Source organism: Streptomyces sp. NPDC059355, from assembly GCF_042752335.1.
Lineage (GTDB): Bacteria > Actinomycetota > Actinomycetes > Streptomycetales > Streptomycetaceae > Streptomyces.
In genome coordinates, this window is sequence record NZ_JBHYXN010000073.1 from 1 (window position 1) to 23,389 (window position 23,389).

At 74.6% G+C, this 23,389-nt stretch carries 21 protein-coding genes and 1 pseudogene; 13 read left to right on the top strand and 9 right to left on the bottom strand.

The annotated features are described in order from the left end of the window. Both ACFXGI_RS37300 and ACFXGI_RS37305 read left to right on the top strand, forming a co-directional pair. Positions 1 to 216 (top strand): annotated as a pseudogene (locus ACFXGI_RS37300) (sulfate adenylyltransferase small subunit); the annotation flags it as partial. 2 nt (positions 217 to 218) lie between these two features. Next, a complete protein-coding gene (locus ACFXGI_RS37305; protein WP_384717063.1) occupies positions 219 to 1,517 on the top strand; it encodes a sulfate adenylyltransferase subunit 1 in 1,299 nt (432 codons plus the stop codon). Here ACFXGI_RS37305 and ACFXGI_RS37310 read toward each other — a convergent pair. The 4 genes from ACFXGI_RS37310 to ACFXGI_RS37325 all read right to left on the bottom strand — a co-directional run bounded on the left by ACFXGI_RS37310 (position 1,498) and on the right by ACFXGI_RS37325 (position 5,720). Beyond that, a complete protein-coding gene (locus tag ACFXGI_RS37310) occupies positions 1,498 to 2,322 on the bottom strand; it encodes a thioesterase II family protein (protein WP_384717066.1) in 825 nt (274 codons plus the stop codon). The genes ACFXGI_RS37305 and ACFXGI_RS37310 overlap by 20 nt on opposite strands. Next, a complete protein-coding gene (locus ACFXGI_RS37315; RefSeq protein ID WP_384717069.1) occupies positions 2,319 to 2,693 on the bottom strand; it encodes a VOC family protein in 375 nt (124 codons plus the stop codon). Before ACFXGI_RS37315 ends, ACFXGI_RS37310 begins: the two co-directional genes overlap by 4 nt. A gap of 61 nt (positions 2,694 to 2,754) precedes the next feature. Then, a complete protein-coding gene (locus tag ACFXGI_RS37320) occupies positions 2,755 to 5,487 on the bottom strand; it encodes a LuxR C-terminal-related transcriptional regulator (protein ID WP_384717072.1) in 2,733 nt (910 codons plus the stop codon). Continuing rightward, positions 5,484 to 5,720 carry an MbtH family protein gene (locus tag ACFXGI_RS37325; protein ID WP_384717075.1) on the bottom strand — a complete coding sequence of 79 codons (237 nt, stop codon included), beginning with the start codon at positions 5,718 to 5,720 and terminating at the stop codon, positions 5,484 to 5,486. Before ACFXGI_RS37325 ends, ACFXGI_RS37320 begins: the two co-directional genes overlap by 4 nt. Positions 5,721 to 6,095: 375 nt before the next feature. Between ACFXGI_RS37325 and ACFXGI_RS37330 the strand changes: the two genes are divergently transcribed. The 4 genes from ACFXGI_RS37330 (at position 6,096) to ACFXGI_RS37345 (ending at position 11,481) form a co-directional block, all read left to right on the top strand. Next, positions 6,096 to 9,257, top strand: a complete 3,162-nt coding sequence (locus ACFXGI_RS37330) for a BTAD domain-containing putative transcriptional regulator (protein ID WP_384717078.1) — start codon at positions 6,096 to 6,098, stop codon at positions 9,255 to 9,257. Between the two features lie 47 nt (positions 9,258 to 9,304). Then, complete coding sequence (locus tag ACFXGI_RS37335; protein ID WP_384717081.1) at positions 9,305 to 9,889, top strand: TetR/AcrR family transcriptional regulator; 585 nt, start codon at positions 9,305 to 9,307, stop codon at positions 9,887 to 9,889. Between the two features lie 102 nt (positions 9,890 to 9,991). Then, complete coding sequence (locus ACFXGI_RS37340; protein ID WP_384717084.1) at positions 9,992 to 10,987, top strand: zinc-binding dehydrogenase; 996 nt, start codon at positions 9,992 to 9,994, stop codon at positions 10,985 to 10,987. Positions 10,988 to 11,058: 71 nt separating this feature from the next. Then, positions 11,059 to 11,481, top strand: a complete 423-nt coding sequence (locus ACFXGI_RS37345; RefSeq protein WP_384717087.1) for a hypothetical protein — start codon at positions 11,059 to 11,061, stop codon at positions 11,479 to 11,481. A 28-nt stretch (positions 11,482 to 11,509) separates the two neighbouring features. Here the strand turns inward: ACFXGI_RS37345 and ACFXGI_RS37350 are convergent, their stop codons facing one another. Together ACFXGI_RS37350 and ACFXGI_RS37355 are read right to left on the bottom strand one after the other, a co-directional pair. Continuing rightward, on the bottom strand, positions 11,510 to 11,950 hold the full coding sequence (locus ACFXGI_RS37350) for a carboxymuconolactone decarboxylase family protein (RefSeq protein ID WP_384717090.1): 441 nt from the start codon (positions 11,948 to 11,950) through the stop codon (positions 11,510 to 11,512). Continuing rightward, on the bottom strand, positions 11,947 to 12,621 hold the full coding sequence (locus ACFXGI_RS37355; protein WP_384717093.1) for a class II aldolase/adducin family protein: 675 nt from the start codon (positions 12,619 to 12,621) through the stop codon (positions 11,947 to 11,949). Before ACFXGI_RS37355 ends, ACFXGI_RS37350 begins: the two co-directional genes overlap by 4 nt. A gap of 134 nt (positions 12,622 to 12,755) precedes the next feature. On the opposite strand from ACFXGI_RS37355, the gene ACFXGI_RS37360 reads away from it, so the two are divergent. The 5 genes from ACFXGI_RS37360 (at position 12,756) to ACFXGI_RS37380 (ending at position 18,492) form a co-directional block, all read left to right on the top strand. Continuing rightward, positions 12,756 to 13,139 carry a MerR family transcriptional regulator gene (locus tag ACFXGI_RS37360; protein ID WP_384717121.1) on the top strand — a complete coding sequence of 128 codons (384 nt, stop codon included), beginning with the start codon at positions 12,756 to 12,758 and terminating at the stop codon, positions 13,137 to 13,139. Between the two features lie 44 nt (positions 13,140 to 13,183). After that, complete coding sequence (locus ACFXGI_RS37365) at positions 13,184 to 13,924, top strand: SAM-dependent methyltransferase (protein WP_384717096.1); 741 nt, start codon at positions 13,184 to 13,186, stop codon at positions 13,922 to 13,924. A gap of 109 nt (positions 13,925 to 14,033) precedes the next feature. Further along, positions 14,034 to 15,293: an FAD-dependent oxidoreductase gene (locus ACFXGI_RS37370; protein WP_384717099.1), complete on the top strand. Its 1,260-nt coding sequence runs from the start codon at positions 14,034 to 14,036 to the stop codon at positions 15,291 to 15,293. Then, positions 15,290 to 16,510 carry a cytochrome P450 gene (locus ACFXGI_RS37375; RefSeq protein WP_384717102.1) on the top strand — a complete coding sequence of 407 codons (1,221 nt, stop codon included), beginning with the start codon at positions 15,290 to 15,292 and terminating at the stop codon, positions 16,508 to 16,510. Before ACFXGI_RS37370 ends, ACFXGI_RS37375 begins: the two co-directional genes overlap by 4 nt. Before the next feature lie 110 nt (positions 16,511 to 16,620). Next, complete coding sequence (locus ACFXGI_RS37380) at positions 16,621 to 18,492, top strand: ABC transporter ATP-binding protein (protein ID WP_384717105.1); 1,872 nt, start codon at positions 16,621 to 16,623, stop codon at positions 18,490 to 18,492. Here ACFXGI_RS37380 and dacB read toward each other — a convergent pair. Both dacB and ACFXGI_RS37390 read right to left on the bottom strand, forming a co-directional pair. Continuing rightward, positions 18,471 to 20,102, bottom strand: coding sequence for a D-alanyl-D-alanine carboxypeptidase/D-alanyl-D-alanine-endopeptidase (gene dacB / locus ACFXGI_RS37385; RefSeq protein ID WP_384717109.1), 1,632 nt, complete (start codon positions 20,100 to 20,102; stop codon positions 18,471 to 18,473). The two genes, ACFXGI_RS37380 and dacB, sit on opposite strands and share 22 nt — an antisense overlap. A 111-nt stretch (positions 20,103 to 20,213) precedes the next feature. Continuing rightward, positions 20,214 to 20,948 (bottom strand): SDR family oxidoreductase, encoded by a 735-nt coding sequence (locus ACFXGI_RS37390; RefSeq protein WP_384717124.1) that lies wholly within the window; start codon positions 20,946 to 20,948, stop codon positions 20,214 to 20,216. 161 nt (positions 20,949 to 21,109) lie between these two features. Here ACFXGI_RS37390 and ACFXGI_RS37395 point away from each other — a divergent pair, with 161 nt between their 5' ends. Continuing rightward, on the top strand, positions 21,110 to 21,691 hold the full coding sequence (locus tag ACFXGI_RS37395; RefSeq protein WP_384717112.1) for a TetR/AcrR family transcriptional regulator: 582 nt from the start codon (positions 21,110 to 21,112) through the stop codon (positions 21,689 to 21,691). Here ACFXGI_RS37395 and ACFXGI_RS37400 read toward each other — a convergent pair. Continuing rightward, positions 21,651 to 22,694 carry an alpha/beta hydrolase gene (locus ACFXGI_RS37400; RefSeq protein WP_384717115.1) on the bottom strand — a complete coding sequence of 348 codons (1,044 nt, stop codon included), beginning with the start codon at positions 22,692 to 22,694 and terminating at the stop codon, positions 21,651 to 21,653. The genes ACFXGI_RS37395 and ACFXGI_RS37400 overlap by 41 nt on opposite strands. A 145-nt stretch (positions 22,695 to 22,839) precedes the next feature. On the opposite strand from ACFXGI_RS37400, the gene ACFXGI_RS37405 reads away from it, so the two are divergent. After that, entirely contained in the window at positions 22,840 to 23,298 is a 459-nt protein-coding gene (locus tag ACFXGI_RS37405; RefSeq protein ID WP_384717118.1) for a hypothetical protein, read from the top strand. Positions 23,299 to 23,389 lie beyond the last annotated feature (91 nt).

Below are 23,389 nucleotides of genomic sequence, written 5' to 3' on the forward strand. Positions count from 1 at the left end.
CCCAAGAACGGCGAGACGCCCGAAACCCGCCTCGTCCGCTACCGCACCGTGGGCGACATGTCCTGCACCGGTGCCGTCGACTCCGACGCCACCACCATCGACCAGGTCATCACCGAGATCGCCGCCTCCCGGCTCACCGAGCGGGGCGCGACCCGCGCCGACGACAAGATGTCCGAGGCCGCGATGGAAGACCGCAAGCGCGAAGGGTACTTCTAGACATGGCCCCCACCACGAACACGGCCCCCGGCGGCACCGTCGCCGCCACCTCGCTGCTGCGCTTCGCGACCGCGGGCTCCGTCGACGACGGCAAGTCCACCCTGGTAGGACGGCTGCTCTACGACTCCAAGTCGATCCTCGCCGACCAGCTGGAGGCGGTGGAGCAGGCCTCGCGCGGCCGCGGCCAGGACGCCCCCGACCTCGCACTGCTCACCGACGGCCTGCGGGCCGAGCGCGAGCAGGGCATCACCATCGACGTCGCCTACCGCTACTTCGCCACCGCCCGGCGCCGGTTCATCCTCGCCGACACCCCCGGCCACGTGCAGTACACCCGCAACATGGTCACCGGGGCGTCGACGGCGGAGCTCGCCGTCGTGCTCGTCGACGCCCGTAACGGGGTGGTCGAGCAGACCCGGCGGCACACGGCGGTCGCGGCCCTGCTGCGGGTCCCGCACCTGGTGCTCGCGGTGAACAAGATGGACCTGGTCGGCTACGACGAGTCCGTCTTCGCCTCCATCGCCGCGGAGTTCGCCGACTACGCCCGCGGGCTCGGCGTCCGGGAGGTGACCGCCATCCCGGTCTCCGCGCTGGCCGGGGACAACGTGGTCGAGCCCTCCCCGCACATGGACTGGTACGGCGGCCCCACCATCCTGGAGCACCTGGAGACGGTTCCCGTGGACCACGACCCGCAGGGCGCCCCGGCCCGGCTCCCGGTGCAGTACGTGATCCGTCCGCAGTCCGCCGAGCACCCCGACTACCGCGGTTACGCGGGCCAGATCGCCTCCGGCGTACTGCGCGTCGGAGCCCCGGTGACCGTGCTGCCGTCCCGGCTGACCACCACCATCGAGGCCATCGACACGCTCGGCGGCCCCGCCGAGGCGGCGTGGGCCCCGCAGTCGGTGACGGTGCGGCTGGCGGACGACATCGACGTCTCGCGCGGAGACATGATCGCTCCGGCCGACGCCGCTCCGCCGGTGACCCGCGATCTCGCGGCCACCGTCTGCCACGTCGCGGACCGGCCGCTGCGGGTCGGCGACCGGGTGCTGGTCAAGCACACCACCCGTACGGTCAAGGCCGTCGTGAAGGCGATCCCGTCCCGGCTGGCACTGGACGACCCGGCGCGCCGTACGGCCGTCGAGGAGCTGCGGGCCAACGACATCGGTCAGGTCGTGGTCCGCACGGCCGAGCCGCTCGCGCTCGACGCATACGCGCGCTCCCGCCGTACCGGGTCGTTCCTGCTGATCGACCCGGACGACGGGACCACGCTCACGGCGTGCATGGCTACGGAGCCGGCCTGCTGACCCCGCCGACCCCGCCGGCACCGACGCCGAGGGCGCCCGCCACCAGGGCCGTCAGCTGCTCCTCCTGCCCCTGCAGGTAGAAGTGGCCCCCGGGGAACACCCTGCTGGTGAACTCCGCCGTGGTCAGTTCTCCCCAGCTCGCCAGCGCCTCGGGCGGGCAGCCCGTGTCCCGGTCGCCGCCGAAGGCGGTGACCGGGACACTCGTGCGTGCGGGCTCGCCGACCGGCACGTAGTCGGTCAGCAGCCGGAAGTCGGCGCGCAGCGAGGGCAGGAGCAGCTCCCGCAGCTCGGGTATCTCGTACACCTCGGGCTCGGCGCCGCCCTGCCGGCGGGTGTAGGCGACGAGCGACGCGTCGTCCAGCGCGGGCAGCTCCTCGCGGTCGCGGTGCGGGGCGGCGGTGCCCGAGACGAACAGGTGCACGGGGGCGGCGTGCGGGGCGTGCCGGCCGAGCCGGAGCGTGGTCTCGTACGCGACGAGGGCGCCCATGCTGTGGCCGAAGACGACCGTGGGCAGTACGGGCAGTGCGGCGAGGGCCGCGGCGGCCGCGCCGGCGCTCTCCTCCATCGTCTCGCTGCAGGGCTCGGCCAGCCGGTCCTGTCGGCCGGGGTACTGCACGGCGAGCAGTTCGACCGCGGCCGGGAGGTGGCGGGCCCAGCCCTGGTAGGCGCTCGCGCCGCCGCCGGCGTGCGGCAGGCAGACGATGCGGGCGCGGGCGGGCTGCGGGGCCGGGGCCCCGGGGACGGTGAGGCGCTTGAGCCAGCGCGAGGTGCCCGGGCCGGCGGCTGAAGTGGTGTGCGCCGTCACCCGAGTTCCCCGCGCTCCACGCAGAACTCGTTGCCCTCGGGGTCGGCGAGGGTGACCCAGCCGCTGCCGTCGGGGCGGGTCCGGTCGGCGACCAGGCGGGCGCCGAGGCCCTGTACGCGGGCCACCTCGTCCGCGCGGGTGCGGCCGTGCGGCTTGAGGTCGAGGTGGATGCGGTTCTTGGCGGCCTTGCCCTCGGGAACCCGTACGAACAGCAGGGTGGGGCCGCCCTCCGGGTCCTCGATGACCGCCTCGGGGTCGCCGGGCTTGTCGTCGTCGGCCAGCGGGCGGCCCAGCAGGCCGCTCCAGAACAGGCCGAGGTCGTAGGGGTCGCCGGTGCAGTCGAAGGTGATCGTGCGGATACTGGGGTACATCGTGGTTCTCCGTGGGCAGTTGGGGGTGGGACCGGCCGGCCGGCCGATCACCCGGATGGTCTCAGGATGCCCCGGCGAGGGACTTGGCGCGGGCCCTTGGGCGGGCGACCACGGTGTTGCGGCCGATCATGTTGGCGATCTCCGCCCGGGAGGAGACCTCCAGCTTGGCGAAGATGCGCCCGAGGTGGGTCTCCACCGTCTTGTGGCTGACCCCGAGGGTGCGGGCGATCTGCCGGTTGGTGCAGCCCTGGCTGACCAGTTGGGAGATCTCGTACTCGCGCTGGCTGAGCATGTACGCCACCTCGGCGGGGGCCGCGGCCACCGCTGCCTCGGCGGTGGCCGCGGCGACCTCCCGGCCGAGCCGGGCCGCCGAGCAGGCGGTGGCCGTGTACGCGGCGGCGGTCAGGTGGCGGTCGGCCTGCTCCGGCTCGCCGAGCCGCGTCCGGGCCCGGGCGAGGGCCACGCGGGCCCAGCCCTCGTCGGCCGCGTGTCCGCAGGCGGCGGCAGCGGAGAGGGCCTCCTCGGCCGGGGCGAGCGCCTCGGCCGGGCTCTCGGCGACGGCGGCGGCCAGCAGCAGCGCCTGGACACGGAGCCCCGCGAGGCCGGTCCGCGCGGCGAGTTCGCGGGCCTGACCGGCGGCGATCCGGGCCGCGTCGCTGCGGCCCACCGCGAGCCGGGCCCCGCACAGGGTCTCGGCGAGCGCGAGCCGCTCGGCGGCGGGCAGCGGTGCGGTCAGGGGGTCGGCCAGTGCGGCTCCGGCGAGGGTCTCCAGGCTGCCGAGGGCGTCCCCGGCGGCGAGTTCGGCGGCGGCCAGCACCAGCCGGGAGCGGTGCCACCAGGCGCCGTCGGCGGCGGCCAGCGCGCAGGCGGCCCGGGCCACCGCGACGGCCGTCTCGGGGGTGTGGACCTCCAGGGCGACCTGGGCGCGTACGCACAGGGCCAGCGCGCGCGGCTCCTGACCGCCCGCCAGTTCGGAGCACCGTACGGCCTCTTCGGCGCGGGCGGCGGCCTGCGGGAAGCGGCCCTGGCGCAGCAGCAGGGCGGCCAGGCCCGCGGCGAGCGCGGTGGCGGCCGGCCACTGGCCGGTGGAGCGGGCGGTGTCGATGCCGCGGGTGAAGTGCCGTACGGCGGGCCCGTACTGCTCCAGTTCGGTCTCCAGCCGGGCCAGGCAGTCCAGGGCGCCGAGGCGCAGCGCGAGGGCGCGGTCGGTGAGGGTGTCGGCGATCCGGGCCGCGGCGCGGGCGTCGCGCAGAGCGGCGGAGGCCTCCCCGGCGGCCAGGTGCGCGGTGCCGCGGGCGGCGAGGGCGTGGGCGTGCAGGGCCTCGTCGGAGCCGTGCGCGGCGGCGGCCCGTACGGCCTCCCCGGCCCAGGCGGCGGCCTGCGCGGGGTGGTCTGCGCCGGCCGTGGCCGCGAGGGCGGTCCACAGGGCGGCGGCGCCGTGCGGGTCGGCGCCGCCGGGGGCGGCGGCCGGCTCGGCGAGCGCGGCCTGGCGGATCTCGCGGGCCTGCGGGAGGTCCCCGGCCAGTTCGGCGAGGCGGGCGCGCGGTTCGGCGGCGTCCGCGGCCCCGGCGGCGCGGTCGTGCCCGTCGAGGAGTTGTTCGCGGTCGGCGAGGGCTGCGCGGGCCAGGTCGCTGCGGCCGCTGCGGACGGCGGCGGCCGCCGCGGCGGCGAGCAGCTCCCGGCGGCGGGCCCGGTGCGCGGGGGCGTCGGGCAGCAGCCGGGCGGCGGCGGTGTACCAGGCGCCGGCCGTGGCGGGCGCCGAGGCGAGCATCTCGTCGGCGGCGGCGACGAGTTCGGTCGCACCGGACTCGTCGCCGGGCCGGCAGGACTGCTCGGCGTGGCGGGCGCGGCGGACCGCGGGGCGGCCGTGGGCCTGGTGGTGCGTACGGGCGCGGCGGTGCGCGCCGAGCCGCCAGCCGCCGGGCACGGCGGTGTGCACGAGCCGGGCCAGCAGGGCGTGGCGGAACTCGACGTGGCCGGGGACGGCCGAGGTGCGCAGCACGTCCGCGGCGAGGAGTTCGTCGACGGCGGCGAGGACGCCGGCACGGTCGAGTTCGGCGACCTCGGCGAGGGCGTCGGGCTCGGCGGGTTCGCCGAGCACGGCGGCGGCGTGCGCGACCAGTCGGGCGTGCGGTCCGAGCGCGGCCACCTCGGCGAGCAGCGGGGCCGCGGCGCGGGCGGCGAAGGGGCGCGTTCCGGGGGCGTCCCCGGGGCAGGCGCCGGGGCCTTCGCAGGAGGCGGCGAGCAGGGCGAGCAGGCGGGGGTTGCCGCCGCTGTCCTGGTGCAGGGTGGCCCGGTGGCGGGCGCACAGGGCGGCCCCGGCGAACTCCTCGGCGCCGGCCCGGTCCAGCGGGGCGAGGTCGAGGTGCTCGGCGTGCAGGCCGGGGTGCGCCGCGGTCAGCGCGGCGAGCAGAGCGGGCGGGCACTGCCGGGGCCGGTGGCCGAGGACGAGCAGGACCCCGTCGCGCGGGGTCTCCAGCAGCCCGGTCAGCGCCTCCCGCGCCGCCTCGCCGCACCGGTGGACGTCGTCGACGATGACGACGACGGGCGCGGAGCTCAGGGCGGGGAGGGCCGAGAGGGCCTGTGGGAGGGCCTCCGGGTTCGTGGTGCGGACGTGGGCGCCGGCACGGGCGGCCCACGCGGCGATCTCGGTGAGGAGCCGCGTCGTGCCCAGGCCCGGGTCCCCCGCGATACCGACGAGGGCCGGGCCGTCCCCGAGGGCGGCGAACCGCCGGCGGACGGCCGCGAGCTCCTCCCCACGGCCGATCAGCGGGCGTATCGAGCCTGTGGTCACCGAGGCCCCGCTCCGGCGGCGGCCCCGGCGTCCTGCGCCATGGCCTGACGCAGGCTGAGCGGCCGCATGTCCGTCCACACCTCGTCCACGTGGGCGACGCAGGCGTCCTTCGTCCCGCTGAACCCGGTGGCGCGCCAGCCCGCAGGGATCTCGCGGACCTGCGGCCAGACGGAGTACTGCTCCTCGTCGTTGATCACGACGTCGTACCGGCCCTCGTCGTCGTCCTGGAACACGGTCCAACCTCCGGGGATTGCGGCTGATTGCGTTGACAAATGCCCGGTCAGACTGGTTCAGCGGGCCTCGCCGCCACAACGGACGGCCGATGGAGGGTGTCGAACCGGCCCATCAGGAAACCCGATCGGACCCGGTCAGGACCCCCGTCCGCACCGGTCGCCGCGTCCGGCGCCGCACCCCGGCGCATCCCGCCGCACCCCGGCGCATCCCGCCGCACCCCGGCGCCGCGGCCGGTCGCCGCGTCCCATCGGCACGGCCGATCCCACGCATCGCGAACCCCGCACGGCGGTCCCTGGCAGGGGCCGCCCGGCGGCCCATAGCCTGCCCGCGGCCGCCCATGGACCAACGGGCCGCCGGGAATGGGGGATTCGCAGATGAACATCGGCCTTCTGGGTCCGCTGGAGCTCACACAGGACGGCGTACCGCGCCCCCTCGGCGGACCCCGCCAGCAGATCGTCCTCGCGGTGCTGGCCCTGCACGCGAACCAGGTCGCCCCGCAGGAGCTGCTCGTCGACGCCATCTGGGGCGAGTCCCCGCCGGAGACGGCGCGGACCCAGGTCCAGTCGGCGGTCTCCGCGCTGCGCAAGGTGTGCGCCCGGACCGGGCGTCCCGACGCGATCGAGACGACCGCGGCCGGCTACCGGCTGCACATCGCGCAGGAGGAGCTGGACGCGCACCGCTTCGCCCTGCTGCTCGCGCGGTCCCGCTCGTACGCCGCGGCCGGCGACCGGGCCGGCGCGGCCCGGCACCTGCGCGAGGCGCTCGCCCTGTGGCGGGGCCCGGCCCTGCTGGGCCTGGACAGCGATCCGGTGCGCCGGGGGGCGACCCTGCTCGACGAGCAGCGGCTGACCGCACTGGAGGAACTGGCCCGCCTCGACCTGGCGCTGGGCCGGCACGCCGAGATGACGGGCGAGCTGTTCGCGCTGGCGGCCGCCGAGCCGCTGCGCGAGGGGCTGCACGCGAGCCTGATGCTGGCGCTGTACCGCTCGGGCCGGCAGGCGGAGGCCCTGGAGGTGTACCGCAGGCTGCGTTCCGTCTTCGACGCGGAGCTGGGCATCGAGCCGGGCCGCGCCCTCCAGGACCTGGAGGCGGCCGTACTGAACCGCGATCCCTCCCTCGACGCGGCCGGTGCGCCGCCGGTCGGCCCGTCGGGGGGCCCGGCCGTCGCGCAGCCCGCACCGGCTTCGGCCGCAGGCCCCGTACGACCCGAACAACTGCCGTCCGACCTGCCCGACTTCACGGGCCGCGGGGAGTACCTGGCCGAGCTCACGGAGTTCCTCGCCGGCCCGGACGGGGCTTCCGGACATACGGGGGAGCCCGTGCGCATCGCCGGGATCTGCGGCAAGGACGGGGTGGGCAAGTCGAGCCTGGCCGTGCACGCGGCGCACCGGCTGCGCGAGCGGTTCCCCGACGGCCGCCTGTACGCCGCCATGGAGGGTCTCGGCAACGGCGGCGACGCGCCGGCCGGGGTGCTGGCCGGCTTCCTGCGCGCGCTCGGCGTGCCCGCGCACGCGGTGCCCGAGGGCCGCGGCGAGCGCCAGGCGCTGTACCGGAGCCTGCTGGCGGGGCGGCGGGTGCTGATCGTGCTGGACGACGTGGCCGACGAGGGCGCGGTCCGCGAACTCCTGCCGGGGGACGCCTGTTCGGCGGTGGTCGTCACCGGCCGCTACCCGCTGACCGGTCTGCCCGGCATCCGGCAGGTCCGCCTCGACGTCCTCGACGAGGCGCACTCGGTGGAGCTGCTCACCCGGATCGCGGGCGCCGAGCGGATCGCGGGCCAGCTGCCGGCGGCCCTGGAGCTGGCCGAGTTCTGCGGCGGGCTGCCGCTGGCGCTGCGGGTGGTGGGGGCCCGGCTGGCGTGCCGGCCGCACTGGACGCTGGACCGGCTCGTACGGCGCTTCCGCGACGAGGCGGGCCGGCTCGACGAGTTCTCGTACTGCGGGATGGAGCTGCGCTCGCACATCACGCTGGCCTACCGGGCGCTGGATCCCGAGCCGGCCCGGCTGCTGCGGCTGCTGACGCTGCTGGACACGGCCGAGTTCCCGGGCTGGACGGCGGCCGCGCTGCTCGGCACGGATCCGGCGGGGGCGGAGGACGTGGTGGAGGAACTGGTCCATTCCCAGCTGCTGGACCTCGTACCCGGCGGCGGGGACGGGGACGGCGACGGGATCGGCACCGGCACGGGCTCCTGCACCACGGCCCGCTACCGCTTCCACGGCCTGATCCGCGTCTTCGCCCGCGAGCGGCTGCTGGCGACGGAGAGCGCGCGGGAGTCCGGGGACGCGGTGCGCCGGGTGCTGGAGACCTGGCTGTCGCTGGCCGCGCAGGCCCACCGGCGCGAGCACGGCGGGGACTTCCTCGTCCTGCACGGCGACGCCCGGCCGCCGCTGTACGAGCTCCAGGCCGCCGCGGCGGACGAGATCCTGGCCGCGCCGGGACCGTGGTGGGAGCGGGAGCACGACGCGCTGGTGGCGGCGGTGCGCCGGGCGGCCGGCTGCGGCCTGCACGAGAGCGCCTGGGACCTGGCGGTGACCTGCGCCGGCCACTTCGAGACCCGCGCGCACACCGAGGACTGGCGCGAGTGCGCCGAACTGGCCCTGGCCGCCTGCGAGGAGGCCGGGGACGCGCGGGGCGCGGCCGCGGCGCGTACGAGTCTGGCCGCGCTGCACCTGTTCCGGCACCGGGCCGCGCAGGCGGGGCCGCTGCTGGCTTCGGCCGCGGAGGCCTTCCGCGTAGGGGGCGACCGGCACGGGTCGGCCCTCGTACGGTGGCTGTGCGCGCGCGCCGACGCCGTACGGGGCGACCATGCGGCGGCGGCCGAGGGGCACGCCGCGGCCGCGGTACTGCTGCGGGAGGCCGGGGACCGGGCGGGCGAGGCGCTCGCCCTGGCCGGGGAGGCGGCCGCACGACTGGAGCAGGACCGGCCCGGGGAGGCGCGGGAGCTGCTGACCCGGGCGCTGGGCCTGAGCCGGGAGACGGGCTCGCTGCGTGCCGAGGCGCAGACGGTGCGCGGGCTGGGCGCCCTGTACCTGCACACCGGGGAGGGTGAGCTCGCCGCGCAGGCCTTCAACTGGGCGCTGCGCATGGACCGGGCGGCCCGCGACCGCACCGGCGAGGCGCACACGCTGCTGGGCCTGGGCCTGGTGCACGGGCGCGCGGGTCGCGGCGGGGCCGCCGAGGGGGCGCTGCTGCAGGCGCAGGCCCTGGCCCGGCGCACCGGCGACCGGGCGGCGGAGGGACGGATCGCGCTCGCCCTGGGCCGGGCCGCGCTGGAGGGCGGTGCGCCCGACGCGGCCGTGGCCCATCTGGCGGCGGCGCGGGAGGTGTTCGGCGGCCTGGAGGGCGGCCGGGTCTGGCAGGGCCGTGCGGCCAGCGCGCTCTTCGACGCGTACGCGGCCGCCGGCGACCCGGCGGCGGCCCTGGCCGAGGCCTCGGCGGCCGAGGCGCTGCTGGCGGCCGACCCGGCCCCGGCGGCGGCCCGCCTGCGCTCGGAACTGGCGGGCAAGCAGCTGCTGGTACGGGGGCCGGCGGGTTAGAGGTGGGGGGCGTTGTTCTTGAATGGTCGTTCATGTATTTTCATCCCATGCCCAGACCCCGAGAGTTCGACCCAGACGCCGTACTGGACCAGGCCATGCTGCGGTTCTGGCTGCGCGGCTACCGGGCCACGTCCATCGAGGATCTGATCAAGGCGACCGGCGTGAAGTCCGGCAGTCTGTACAGCGCGTTCCCCGGCGGCAAGCGCGCACTGTTCCTGAAGTCGCTGGAGCGCTACTCCCGGCTGGTCGTCCCCCGCAAGCTGGGCGAACTGGAAGCGCCGGGCGCCTCGCTGGCCGAGCTCCGCGGGTACTTCGACGGGCTCGTGCGCGATCTCCTCAGCCCGGAGGGCCGGCAGGGCTGCCTCCTGGTGAACACGGCGATCGAGAACGCGGCCGAGGACGACGAGGCCGCCGCCGTCGTGCGCGGCCATCTGGCCCGCCTGGAGCAGTGCATGACCACTGCCCTGCGCAACGCCCGCGGCGCCGGCGAGGTGCGCGCCTCGGTGGATCCGGCCGGCAGCGCCAAGCTGCTCGTCGCGACGTGCCAGGGACTGATGGTCGTGGGGAAGGCGAATCCCGACGAGACGGTCCTGCGCGCGATCACGGACAACACCTTCGCCACCCTCGCCTGACGACGCGACACGACACAACCGGACCGGACCGGGAGCCACCCCATGCGGTGGCTCTTTTTCAGGGCCGATACTTGAACGATCATTCAAGAACGGAGTTGCTCCATGAAGGCCATCGTCATCACCGCCTACGGCGGTCCCGAGGTTCTCCGCATCACCGACCTGCCCGACCCCGTACCGGCGGCGGGAGAGGTACTCATCCGCGTCAAGGCGTTCGGCCTCAACCACGCCGAGGCGTACATGCGCGCCGGCGCCTGGGGCGAGGTCGCGGCCGTCCCGGGGATCGAGTGCGCGGGAGTGGTCGAGGAGGACCCCTCAGGCCGGCTCCCGGCCGGGACCAGGGTCGTGGCGATCCTCGGCGGCATGGGGCGGACCCGCAACGGCAGCTACGCCGAGCTGGTGACCGTACCGGCGACCAATGTGGCCCCGGTGCGCTCATCCCTGGGCTGGGCCGAGCTCGCGGCGGTCCCCGAGGTGTACGCGACGGCGTGGAGCGGCCTGTTCGGCAACTTGGACCTGCGGACCGGACAGCGGGTCCTGGTGCGGGGAGCGACCTCCTCCCTCGGCCAGGCCGCCGTCAACCTCGCCGTCGACCACGGCGCGATGGTGGTCGCGACCACCCGCGATCCCGCGCACGCGCCGTTGCTGAAGGAACTCGGAGCCGAGTACGTCCTCATCGACGACGGCCGTCTGGCCACGCAGGTGCGCACGCGGGAGATCACCGTCGACGCGGTGTTCGACGTCGTCGGCAACACCGTCCTGCGCGACTCCCTGGCCACCGTCCGTCCCCGCGGGCGGGTCTGCCAACTCGGGTTCCTCGGCGGCTTCGAGCCGGTGAAGGACTTCGACCCGATCGCCGACCTCCCCACCGGGGTGCAGCTCAGCTTCTTCGGCAGCGCCTTCGTCCTGGGCAGCCCCGAATTCCCGCTCGCCGACGTTCCGCTGGACGCGATCTACGCCAAGGTCGAGTCGGGGGCGATCCCCGCAAGGCCCGTACGGGTCTTCCGGTTCGACGAGATCGCCGAAGCCCACCGGGCCATGGAGGCCGGCGGGGCGCTCGGCAAGATGACCGTCAGCGGCGTGCACACGGCCGGCGGATAGCGGGCGGGTAGCGGACGGCGGCACTCTGCGGGCACCGGGGCAGGCGGCCCCGCTCGCAGGAAGGCACCCGCATGCCCCGTACCGCCCCGCCGGCCCTCCCCTACGAGGCCGTTCTCCCTTACGAGGCCGTTCTCCCCCACGAGGCCGCCGCACGGCTCTGCGCGGCGGCGGCCCGGACCCTGCTCGTGCCGCGCGTCAGCTCGGCGACCGTGCTGGGCACGGGCGCGGCCGTGGCGGCCCACCTCGCGGCGCTGGTGCGCGAGGTGCCCGGCCTGTGCAACATCACGGTCCATCCGGGCCCGGCCCACTGGCCGCACCCCGAGGCCGCCGCCCTGGCCGCGGCGCAGGGCACGGCCCTGACCACGGCCGCCTCCCGCGACCGGGCCCTCCTGGGTGCGGACCTGGTCGTCCTGACGAGCCCCGCACTCCCCGTGGACCGGTCCCTCCTGGCCCCTTCGGCGGTCGTCATCGAGCCCCCGCCGCCCGGCGCCTGACGGGGCGACCGGCGTGGTCCGCCGCCTCTCACAACGGACCGGCCGGGGGAGTCGGGCCCCGGAGCGGGCCGGCCTCTTGGGCGTGGACGAGTTCGAGGACGGTCTCGATGCCGAGGGCGTACGCCGGGACCCCCGCGGTGAGCAGGGAGGTCTCGGCCACGCCGATGAGGTCGGCGACGTCGGCTCCGGCGTGCAGGGCTCCCCGGGCGTGGATCCGCGCCGGGTCGGCCCGGCCGAGGGCGAGAAGCTGCCCGAAGTGGACGAGCTGCTGCACGCGCCCGCCGAGCGCGTTGTCCGTCAGGACGATGTGCCGGAGCTCGGAGACCGCCTCCTCGGTGTGCAGGCGGCCGTGGGCCAGCGCCAGGTCCAGGCGGGCCTCGACGCCGGCCGGGACGGCGCCGAGCGTGGCGCGGTAGCGCTCGCGTACGGCCTCGGCCCGCGAGGCGAGGGACTCGTCCGGGGTGCTCACGACGCCACCCGCGCGATCGACGCCCGTACGGTCTCCAGCGCGCCCTCGGGGAAGTCCACGGCGCCGCCGATCGCCGCCGCGGCGAGCTCCGCCTCGGCGCTCTCCTCGATGGCCACCACGAGGTGGGCGGTGTCCGCCGGGTCCGGACCGAACACCAGGAGGCCGTGGTTGGCCAGCAGTACCGCGGCGGTCGTGGGGCTGTGCGTGAGGGCGTCGACGACTCCCCTCACCGACACGTCCGAACCGCGCGGTCCCCACGGCACCACCGGCACGTCCTCGGCCTGGCCGAAGCGCAGCATCGGCTCGGTGCGGCAGGGCAGCGGCCGGTGGGCCACGGCGAAGGCCGTCGCGGAGGGCGAGTGGGTGTGGATGACCGAGCCGACCTGCGGGCGGGCGCGGTAGACGGCGCTGTGCATGGCGATGATCTCCGTGCTGACGGACTGCAGTTCCCCTTCGAGGACCTGTCCGTCGAGGCTCACGGTCGCCAGGTCCTCCGCCCGCAGACCGCGGACGAAGCCCGGGGTCAGCATGAAGCGCTCGGCGTCGAGCCGGACGCTCAGGTTGGCGTGGCCGGAATGCGACATCACTCCCGCCTCGAAGAGGCGCCGGGAGGCCTCCACGAGCTGGTGGGCCTCGTCCCGTGTCTCACGTCGTGCGTCTGCTGTGGTCATGGCTGTCCCGTCTGCGAACGTCGCGGCCGGCGGCCCCTGATGGGCTGCCGGCCCGTACGCGGCCCACTCTTCAACTTGAACTAAGGTTCAAGTCAAACGTCTGCGAGGAGAGAGGGAGGCGGCCGGACGTGCGCATGACGATCGGGCAGCTCGCCGAGGCCACCGGGGTCCCCGCTTCGGCCATCCGGTACTGGGAGCGCCACGGGCTGCTGCCCCAGCCCGAACGCCAGAGCGGGCAGCGGCGCTATCCGGCGGGGGCCGCGGAGCGGATCGTGCTGCTGCGCAAGTGCCAGCAGGCGGGCCTGACCCTGGCCGAGATCCGCGAGCTGCAGCAGGACCAGCCGCGCCGGCAGGCGATGATCCGTACGAAGGTCGCCGAGATCGAGCAGCGCCTGGTCGATCTCGACCACGCCCACCAGCTGCTGACCCACGCCCTCCAGTGCAGCAGGACGGACATCGTCGGCTGCCCGAACTTCCGGGAGCAGACGGCCTCGTGGCGTGCGCCGTCCTCGCCGTGAAATCGAGGTGCGCGCCCTGCGTTTCGCTGAGAGGCTGCCCCCCAATGAACCGTGAACAGATTTCCGCAATCGCCCACGCCGATCACCCGATCAAGGCCCCGCTCGACGACGCGTCCGTACGCCGGCTGCTGGAGCGCGGGCTCCCGCGAGGTGACGAGCGCGTCCTCGACCTCGGGTGCGGCAGCGGAGAGTGGCTGCTGAGGGCGCTGGCCGCGAAGCCGCTCGTACGCGCCGAGGGCGTGGACATCTCCGAGGAGGCCCTGGCGCTGGCCGGGAAGGCGGCGCGCGGCCTCGGCGTCGAAGAGCGCCTGACCCTCCACAGGACGCCGGCCGAGGACTTCGCCTCCCCGCACCCCTTCGACCTGGTGCTCAGCGTCGGATCCACGCACGCGTTCGGGGGGCTGCTCCCCACCCTCGCGGCGGCGCGCGAGCACCTGGCCCCCGGCGGCCGCGTCATCATCGGCGACGGGTTCTGGGAGCACACGCCGTCCCCGGAAGCCGTCGACATGCTCGGCGACTTCGCCGACCTGGCGACCACCGTGGACCGGATCGCCGCCGACGGGTGGACCCCCGTCGAGGGGCACGTCAGCACGCGCGCCGAGCTGGACGCGTACGAGTGGTCCAACTGGGGTTCGCTGGCGTCGTGGGCGCTGGACCACCCTGCCGATCCGGACAGTTCGCAGGTGCTCGAGACGGCGGACATCCGCCGCTCCGAATGGCTGCACACCTACCGGGAGACCTGGGGCTTCGTCTCCCTGGTCCTGCGCCGCACACCCGGCCGCTAGGCCGTCCCGCCTCCTTCGCGGCGTGTCTTCGCCGTTGACGCGTCCGGCGCCGCGGGTGCGGTATACGTCCTGAGGGCGTATCCGATGCGGGCGAAGGGACGTGGTTGCCGTGGAGCGTACGGCCTGCTGTGTGGTGGGAGGCGGGCCCGCCGGGATGGTGCTGGGCCTGCTGCTGGCCCGGGCCGGGGTGGAGGTCACCGTGCTGGAGAAACACGGTGACTTCCTGCGCGATTTCCGCGGCGACACCGTGCACCCGTCGACCCTGTCGCTGCTGGACGACATCGGCCTCGCCGACCGGTTCGCCCAGCTGCCGCAGCGGCGGGTGACCTCGGTGCAGCTGCCGATCGGGTCCGACCGCTCGCTCGTCACGGTCGGCAACATCGCCGCGCTGCACGGCAAGTACAACTACATCGCGATGGTCCCGCAGTGGGACCTGCTCGACCTGCTCGCCGACGAGGCGCGCAAGGAGCCGACCTTCCGGCTGCGCATGAACACGGAGGCCACGTCCTTCCTGATGGAGCGCGGCCGGGTCGCGGGCGTGCGGTACCGCACCGCGGACGGCGCCACCGGCGAGCTCCGGGCCACGCTGACCGTGGCCTGCGACGGCCGCGGGTCCTTCGCCCGGGTGCTGCCCGAGCTCGGCCTGGAGGGCTTCCCCTGCCCGATGGACGCCTGTTGGTTCCGGCTGCCGCGCCACGAGAGCGATCCCAGCGGGCTCGTGGGAGGCCTGGGCGAGCGGTTCTTCAGCGCGCTCATCGACCGCGGCGACTACTGGCAGATCGCCGGACTCATCCCCAAGGGGACCGACGCCGAGCGCCGCGCCGAGGGCCTGGACCGGTTCATGACCCAGTTCACGGAAGCCGTGCCGTGGCTCGCCGACCGGGCGCACTCCGTCACCTCCTGGGACGAGGTCAAGCTGCTCGACGTACGGCTGGACCGGCTGCGCCGCTGGCACCGGCCGGGACTGCTGTGCATCGGCGACGCCGCCCACGCCATGTCGCCGGTCTTCGGCATCGGCATCAACCTCGCTGTGCAGGACGCGGTGGCCGCGGCCCGCCACCTGGTGGGCCCGCTCCACGAGGGGACCGTGGGGCTGCACGACGTACGCCGCGTACAGCTGCGCCGCATGCCCACGACGGTGGCCACCCAGGGCATGCAGCGCCTGGCCCACGCCCAGGTGATCGAGCCGCTGCTGGCCGGCCGCACCCCGTTCGGCCATCCCCGGCGGGCGAAGCGGCTCACCGAGCTCGTCACCGACTCCCGGTGGCTGAACCGGGTGCCGGCCTACTTCATCGCCTACGGGGCGCTGCGCGAGCGGCCGCCGGCGCAGTCGCTGCGCAGCGGCGCCGCGGTGCGGGAGGTGTCGTGAGCGAGGAACCGGTTCCGCTCCCCTACGGCGACCCGGCCTTCCTCGCGGACCCGTTCCCGCTGTACCGGCGGCTGCGCGAGGACGGCCCGGTGCGCCGGGTCGTCATCGCGGGGGCTCTGGAGGCCTGGCTCGTCACCCGGTACGAGGACGGGCTCGCGGCCCTGTCCGACTCCCGCCTCAGCAGCGACGTGCGCGACGCTGCGGACACCCGGCTGCTGCAGCAGCTGCCCGACACGGAGCGCGAGTCGATGCTCGGCAACATGCTGCGCAGCGATCCGCCCGACCACACGCGGCTGCGCCGCCTGGTCTCCAAGGCGTTCACCGCCCACCGGGTGGCGCAGATGCGGCCGCGGATCCAGGCGGTCACGGACCGGCTGCTGGACGCGGTCGTCGCGGACGGCCGTGCCGATCTCATCGCGGACTTCGCGCTGCCGCTGCCGGTCACGGTGATCAGCGAACTGCTCGGTGTACCGGTGGACGAGCGGCACGAGTTCCAGCACTGGACCGACCGCATGATCATGCGGGGTGCGGAGCCGCCGGATCCGGCCGTGGTGAACGAGGCGTGGCGGCACATGCGCGGGTACGCGAGCGAACTCATCGGCGCCAAGCGGGCGGAGCCCGGCGAGGACCTGCTCAGCGCCCTGATCACCGCCCGGGATGAAGAGCAGCGGCTGTCCGAGGACGAGCTGGTCGCCATGGTGTTCCTGCTGCTGGCCGCCGGCTACATCACCACGGTCAACCTGATCGGCGGCGGCATCGCCATGCTGCTCGCCCACCCCGACCAGCTGGACCGGCTGCGCTCCGACCCCGAGCTGCTGCCGGGCGCGATCGAGGAGTTCCTGCGCTACGACGGCCCGGTCAGCCCCGGCATCGCCCGCTTCGCGCGGGAGGACGTGGAGATCGCGGGCGTACGCGTCCCGCGCGGCGCGACCGTGCTGATCGGCTCGGCCGTCGCCGACCGCGACCCGGAGAGGTTCCCGGATCCCGACCGCCTGGACATCACCCGGCCGGACAACGCGCACCTGGCGTTCGGGCACGGCATCCACTACTGCCTGGGCGCTCCGCTGGCCCGCTTGGAGGGCCGGATCGCCATCGGCACCGCCCTGCGCCGCCTCCCCGGACTCGCCCTCGCGGTCCCCCCGGCGGAGATCCCCTGGCGCCCCGGCGGCCTGCGCGGCCCGCTGACCCTGCCGGTGACCTTCACGCCGGGAGGCTAGGCCGACGGTTGCCACCGACGGTTGTCACCCACACGGAAAACGCTTGGACGGCACGGAGGGCGTCGCGGGAGACTGCGAGTTCCGTAACCGAGCGACTACGTAGGGTGGCCATGAAAGCTTCCGCATCACGAGGGGGTCCGCCAGGCAGAGGGCCGGTGGTCCTCGCACTCCGCTACTACGGACGGGAGCTGGCGCGGCTGCGGTGGCTGACGGCTCCCGCCATGCTGATGCCCGCCATCGGCAACATCGGCATCAACTACATCGCCCCGCTGGTCGTCGCCAAGCTCGTCGGCCGCATCGCCGACGACGCCGCCGGCACCGGGCTCGGCGCCGCGCTCCCGTACGTCCTGGGCTTCGCCGGCGTGCTGCTGCTCTCCGAGGCGGCCTGGCGTCTCGGCCTGCACTGTCTGAACCGGGTCGACGCCCTCGGCATCGAGCGGCTGTACATCGTCGGCATGGAGGAGCTGTTCGCGAAGGACGCCGCGTTCTTCCACGACAACTTCGCCGGGTCGCTGACCAAGCGGGTGCTGAGCTTCGCCTCCCGCTTCGAGGAGTTCGTCGACGCGCTGACCTTCTCGGTCGTGGGCCGGTTCGTACCGCTGCTGTTCGGGTCGGTGGTGCTCTGGCACTACGAACCGCTGCTCGTGGTGGCGCTCCTGGTCATGATCGCGGTGACGGGGGCGTGCGTGCTGCCCCTCGTCCGTCGCCGCCAGGCGCTCGTGGACCGGCGCGAGGAGGCGATCGCCCGGGTGTCGGGGCACGTCTCCGACAGCCTGATGAACATGGACACGGTCCGTGCGTTCGCCGCGGAGGAGCGCGAGGCCGCCGAGCACCGGTCCCGGGTCGCGCACTCGCGCGCGCTCACGCTGCGCTCGTGGGACTACGGCAACCTGCGCATCGACACGGTCGTCGCGCCGATGTCGGTGGTGACCAACGCGCTGGGCCTGCTGATCGCCGTCACGATCGCCGGGAGCGGCAGCCCGGGCGCGGGCGGCGGGCACGGTGTGGAGGCGGTCGTGGTGGCGTTCACGTACTTCTCCAACGCCACCCGGATCATGTTCGAGTTCAACCAGATCTACCGCCGTCTGGAGAGCTCGATGACGGAGGCCGCGCAGTTCACGCAGCTGCTGCTGACGCCGGCGACCGTACTCGAGCCGCAGTCCCCGGAGCCGGTGCCGCTGCCGGACCGGGCCGGCGAGGTGTGCTTCGAGAAGGTGGACTTCGCCCACGCGGGCGCGGAGCCGCTCTTCGAGGGGCTGGACCTGGACGTGCCCAGCGGGGCGAAGATCGGGCTCGTGGGCCGCTCCGGCGGCGGCAAGACCACCCTCACCCGGCTGCTGCTGCGGATGACGGACATCGACGCGGGCCGGATCCTGATCGGCGGCCGGGACATCAGCAGGCTGCGCCAGCGCGACCTGCGCGGCCTGATGGCGTACGTGCCGCAGGACCCGGCGATGTTCCACCGCACCCTGCGGGAGAACATCGCGTTCGCCCGGCCCGGGGCCACCGAGGCCGAGATCCGGCGCGCGGCCGAGGCGGCGCACGTCACGGAGTTCGCCGACGCGCTGCCCGAGGGCCTCGACACGATGGTCGGCGAGCGCGGGGTCAAACTCTCCGGCGGGCAGCGCCAGCGGGTCGCGCTGGCCCGGGCGATCCTGCGCGACGCGCCGATCCTGCTGCTGGACGAGGCGACCAGCGCGCTGGACTCCGAGAGCGAGGTCCTCGTACAGGAGGCGCTGTGGCGGCTCATGGAGGGGCGGACCGCCCTGGTGGTCGCGCACCGGTTGAGCACGGTGGCGCACATGGACCGGCTCGTCGTCCTCGACCGCGGCCGCATCGTCGAACAGGGCACGCACCACGAGCTGCTCGCCCGCGAGGGCACGTACGCGAAGCTGTGGCAGCACCAGTCGGGCGGTTTCCTCGACGAGGGCCCGGCACCCGCTTCACCCCCCTCACCGCGTCAGGGCGATTCCTGGAGGTAGGCGGCGATCAGCGCGAGGTCGTTGGCGATGGAGAGGATGTCGGCGGGGTTCGCGGTCGGGGTGGCGGCCCCGTTGACTCCCGCGTAGAAGGGGTCGAAGCGGCCGCCGCCCTTGTCGAGGTAGCCGGCGATGGTGATGGCGCCCACGGCGAGCCGGTCGTTGAGGGCGTCCCCGCCGACGGCCGCGCCGGTCTTCGCGAACACCTTCCCGCGCGCCGGGCAGCTGCGGCAGTTCTCGGCGAGCAGCCCGTCCACGCCGAGGACGGGCAGGGCCTCCCGGAAGAGCCGTGCGTCCGGGGTGCGCTGCCAGTACGCCAGCATCTGCACCAGCGCCTGCGGCGTGGCCCGGTCGGCGGGGTTGCCGCCCCGGCCGTCCATGAGCTCCGCCTGCCTGCGGTCGACTCCGGCCCGGTCCAGGAAGGCGGCGAGCACCGGGAATCCGTCTTCGCACTGCTTGCTGCCGGCGGAGACGGCCATCAGGCAGATGCCGAGGTTGGCGCCCAGGTTGTGGCTGACCTTGAGGATCAGCTTGGCGTACTGCTCGTACGGGGGTGAGGTGTACTCGGCCACGCGCGGGCGGCCGTCGTAGTCGCGCGGGAGCCGGGCGGCCGGGTTGGGTCCGGCCGGATCCGCGGTGACCCGTACGCCGGCCCGGGCGAGGGCCTCGATGAGCGCGGTCCGGCCGAACGCGGCCGGATCCGTGATCGGGGTGGTGCGCAGCAGGGGCTCGGCGTCGGCGGCGATGGTGCCGGAGAGCAGGATCCGGGTGCCGCCGTCGGCGGCGGTCACGGTGACGTTCGTGGGCCCCCCGGCGGCGACGGTCTTGACCGTGGAGGTGACGGCGTACGGGGCGGCCTTGGGCCGCCAGTCGAGCCGGGCGTCGGCGCCGGCCCGGTCTCCGGGCGTGGTGAGGAGGTCGATGAGGTTGTCGTTGACGATCAGCGGGGTCGGGGTGGGGTCGAGGACCGGGTCGGGGGCGAAGAGGCGGCTGTCGACGATGACGTCACCGTCGACGCGGGTGATCCCGGAGTCGCGGACCTGCTGCGCGAGGTGGTCGATGCCGGCGAGGGGGTTCTCGGGGGTGAGGGTCGCGCCGGGGAAGTCGTTGGCATAGGTGTGGTCGAGGTCGGTGTACGCGACGGTGCCGTCGGGGCGGGTACGGCCGCCGAGGGTGAGGTCGCCTTGGGCGACGAGGTCGAGGTCGCCGGTGAGCGTGGCGCCGGTGCGCTGCCCTACGGCGTAGACCGGGGTGACGAAGCGGTGGTCGGTGCCGAGGGTGCGCCAGGTGCCGGAGACCGAGAAGAGTTTCGCGGTGGAGCCGGGGATGAAGAACTGGTCGGGGAAGAGGCTGTGCAGCACGCGTCCGCCGGCGGGCTCGGTCTGCAGGAGACCCCATTGGGCGTGCCGGTACTCGGGCTTGCGCATGATCTCGGCGATGCGCGGATCGAGCGCGGCCCGGTACGGCGAGGCGGACGGGGTCGGGGAGGGGACCGGAGAGGGCGCGGGGGCCGCGCCGGCGCCCGTACCCGAGGCGAGCCCCACCAGCAGCAGGGCGGCGCAGACGGCGGCCGCCCGGCGCCGGGGCGCCGTGACACGTATCGGATGTCCCACAGCGCGCTCCGTTCGTCGCGGCTGCATCTCCCGAGGCCTGCGAACAGGGTGGCACGCCCCGATCCGCCCCGCACGTCACCCGTCCGGGTCACCCGTCCGCGTCACCCGCGTCTACGCCTGCGCGGTGGGGCGGACGACGATGTCGCCCACGTCGATGTTGTCCGGCTGCTCGACGGCGTAGGCAATGGCGCGCGCGATGGCGTCCGGCGGGATCGCGATCGCGTCCATGCGGTCGCGGACCTGCGCCCGCATCTGCGCGGACATGGAGTCCGGGAAGTCCGTACGCGTGACACCCGGCGAGACGACCGTGACGCGCAGGCTGTCGCCGGCCTCCTGGCGCAGGCCCTCGGAGACGGTGCGCACGGCGTTCTTGGTGGCGGCGTACACCGCCTGGAGCGGGACGATGCGCAGTCCGGCCGTGGAGACCGTATTGACGAAGTGCCCGGTGCCCTGCTCCCGGAAGACCGGCAGCGCGGCGGCGATCCCGTACAGGACGCCCTTGAGGTTGACGTCGATCATCCGCTCCCAGTCCTCGACGCGGACCTCGTCCAAGGGGGAGATCAGGCCGATCCCGGCATTGCTGACGAGGACGTCGAGCCTGCCGAACCGGCTGCGCGCCAGTTCGACGAGCCCGGTCAGGTCCTCGCGCACCGTGACGTCGGTGCGCGTCCACGCGGCTTCGCCGCCGGCCGCTTCGATGCGGGCGGCCAGGGCCTCGAGCCGCTCCGTGCGCCGCGCCCCGAGGACGACCTTGGCGCCGCGTTCGGCGAGCAGCAGGGCGGTCGCCTCGCCGATACCGCTGCCGGCGCCCGTGATCGCCACGACCTTGCCTTCAATTCCCGCGATTCCCGCGATTCCCGACATGTTCGGCAGTCCTTCCAGGAGGAATACGGGCAGGCCAGGGCATGCCCTAGAGTCAAGTGGAGGCGCCACCACTTACCGCAGGCTAACTGGGCGCGCCTCCACTTAGCAAACGGCGAGAACGAGAGAGAGGAAGGCGGTCGCCGATGACCCCGGACGCAGCACGCCCTCTGAGAGCCGACGCGCAACGCAACAGGGACAAGATCCTGGCCGCCGCGGTACGGGTGTTCACGGAGGAGGGACTGGACGCGCACCTCGAACGCATCGCCAGGGAAGCGGGCGTGGGCACCGCGACCCTGTACCGCAACTTCCCCACCCGCGAGGCGCTCGTCGAGGAGGCCTACCGCAACGAAGTGGCCCGGCTGCGCGACGTCGTCCCCGAGCTGCTGGCGGCGCAGCCGCCGTACGAGGCGCTGCGCGCGTGGACCCGCCTCTTCATGGACTACGCCACGGCCAAACTCGGCATGGCCGACGCGCTGCGCGCCATCGCCGCTTCGGGGAGCAACCCGTACGCCCACAGCCACGACATGATCCGGACCGCCATCACCGCGCTGATGGACGCGTGTGCCGAGGCGGGCGCGATCCGGACCGACATCGGCCCGACCGACATGTTCGCGGCCCTCGCCGGCATCGCCCTCACCTCGGCGAAACCCGAACAGCGCGAGCAGGCCGAACGCCTCCTGGACCTCACCCTGGACGGGCTGAGGAGGCCGGCGCCGACCGGGTGAGGAGGCGCTGGAGCCAGCGGGTGCGGGTTTCGCGGGCGGCGCGGGTGAGGGCGGCTGCGGGGGCCAGGCCGTCGAAGCCGTGGAAGGCGCCGGGCCAGACGTGGAGTTCGGCCTGGCCGCCGGCCTGCCAGATGGCGTTCGCGTACGCCACGTCCTCGTCGCGGTAGATCTCGGCCGATCCGACCTCGATGAAGGCGGGCGGGAGTCCGGAGAGGTCCGTGGCGCGGGCGGGGGCGGCGTAGGGCGGCAGGTCCGCGGCGCCGCGGCGGTCGCCCAGCAGGGCCTGCCAGCCCGTGGTGCTGGAGGTGAGGTCCCACACGCCGAAGCCGGTCATCTGGCGGCTGGAGAAGGTGGCGCCGCGGTCGTCGAGCATGGGGCAGAGCAGCAGTTGGCCCAAGGGGACGGGCCCGCCCCGGTCGCGGGTGAGGAGGGCGAGGGCCGCGGCGAGGCCGCCGCCGGCGCTCTTGCCGCCGATGACGATGCGGTCGGGGTCGATGCCGAGTTCGCCGGCGTGGGCGGCCGCCCAGACGAGACCGGCGTAGCAGTCCTCCAGGGGTTCGGGGTACCGCGCCCGCGGCGCGAGCCGGTACTCGACGGAGACGACGGCCAGTTCCAGCGGGAGGGCCCATTCGCGCAGGATCCGCGGCAGCACGGACCAGGCGTTGCCCATGACCATGCCGCCGCCGTGCAGGTAGTAGAGGAGGGGCAGCGGACGCCCCGCGAGCCCGGACGGGCGGGCGCCGACGAGGGTGACGGCGGGGGCGCCCGGCGGTCCCGGGACCTGGAACTCGGTCACCTCGAAGCGGCCGTCCGCGCGCAGGTCCTCGGCCGTCGGGCGGGGCCGGGCCGTGGCGTCCCGCTCCTGCCGGGCGGCGAGGTTCTCCGGGGTGACCGGCGCCCGCGACTCCTCGTCCAAGGCCGCCAGGACTACGGCCAGTTCGGGGTCGAAGGGGGGTGCGGGCAGCCCTGTCGGCGACTGGTTTCCTGGTCCGATGAGAGCCATACGGGGCATCCCATCACACCGTCAGGCGGCGGCGTACGGGCGGCACATGACAGCTGTCACACGGCACCGGTGACCCGGGGCCCTGCCCCGAGGTCCCTCACCCCGGCCAGACTGTGATCATCACACCGATCACGGGGGCGGCGGCATGAACATCCTGAAGAAGAAGACCGAGGACGCCACACCGGCCGAGGCGATCGACACCAGCGCCACGACTCCGGCCGACTACCGGCTTCCGCTCTGGTTCTTCGGCTTCGAGGGTGTGCTCGCGGCCGCCTTCGACATCCTGAAGGCCTTCCCCTCGGTCTGGCCCGTGCTGCTGGTCCTGCTGGCCGTGAACATCGCCGTCTCGCTGACGGTGATGCGCAGGCGGATCAAGCTCGCCAAGGCGCTGTGGCGCGGCAAGGAGACCCGCAAGCTCGCCTTCGCGCTCATCGCGCTGCGGGTCGGCAGCCACTTCGCCCTGAACGCCGTCGGCCTGGCCGTGACCTCGACGCTCGGCCACGTGCTCTTCGCCCTCGTCATGAGCGCGATGACGATCGGCGTGCTGGCCTACTCCCAGGAGACCGCCGTCCGCGCCCTGAGCCGCTCCGCGGACACCCCCTAGTAGGGCTTGGTCAGGTTGGGGTTGGTGTGGGTATGTCGCGGTGGCAGGTGGGGCAGGCGCCGGTCCATGTTGCGAGGAGGGTCTGTAGCTC

Excerpts from the sequence above, each read along its gene's own strand:
- ACFXGI_RS37340 (WP_384717084.1), top strand. The coding sequence starts at position 9,992 with ATGAAGGCCATCGTCATCACCGCCTACGGCGGTCCCGAGGTTCTCCGC.
- ACFXGI_RS37305 (WP_384717063.1), top strand. The coding sequence starts at position 219 with ATGGCCCCCACCACGAACACGGCCCCCGGCGGCACCGTCGCCGCCACC.
- ACFXGI_RS37355 (WP_384717093.1), bottom strand. The coding sequence starts at position 12,621 with ATGACCACAGCAGACGCACGACGTGAGACACGGGACGAGGCCCACCAG.
- ACFXGI_RS37360 (WP_384717121.1), top strand. The coding sequence starts at position 12,756 with ATGACGATCGGGCAGCTCGCCGAGGCCACCGGGGTCCCCGCTTCGGCC.
- ACFXGI_RS37345 (WP_384717087.1), top strand. The coding sequence starts at position 11,059 with ATGCCCCGTACCGCCCCGCCGGCCCTCCCCTACGAGGCCGTTCTCCCT.
- ACFXGI_RS37365 (WP_384717096.1), top strand. The coding sequence starts at position 13,184 with ATGAACCGTGAACAGATTTCCGCAATCGCCCACGCCGATCACCCGATC.
- ACFXGI_RS37330 (WP_384717078.1), top strand. The coding sequence starts at position 6,096 with ATGAACATCGGCCTTCTGGGTCCGCTGGAGCTCACACAGGACGGCGTA.
- ACFXGI_RS37400 (WP_384717115.1), bottom strand. The coding sequence starts at position 22,694 with ATGGCTCTCATCGGACCAGGAAACCAGTCGCCGACAGGGCTGCCCGCA.
- ACFXGI_RS37405 (WP_384717118.1), top strand. The coding sequence starts at position 22,840 with ATGAACATCCTGAAGAAGAAGACCGAGGACGCCACACCGGCCGAGGCG.
- ACFXGI_RS37380 (WP_384717105.1), top strand. The coding sequence starts at position 16,621 with ATGAAAGCTTCCGCATCACGAGGGGGTCCGCCAGGCAGAGGGCCGGTG.
- ACFXGI_RS37395 (WP_384717112.1), top strand. The coding sequence starts at position 21,110 with ATGACCCCGGACGCAGCACGCCCTCTGAGAGCCGACGCGCAACGCAAC.
- ACFXGI_RS37315 (WP_384717069.1), bottom strand. The coding sequence starts at position 2,693 with ATGTACCCCAGTATCCGCACGATCACCTTCGACTGCACCGGCGACCCC.
- ACFXGI_RS37335 (WP_384717081.1), top strand. The coding sequence starts at position 9,305 with ATGCCCAGACCCCGAGAGTTCGACCCAGACGCCGTACTGGACCAGGCC.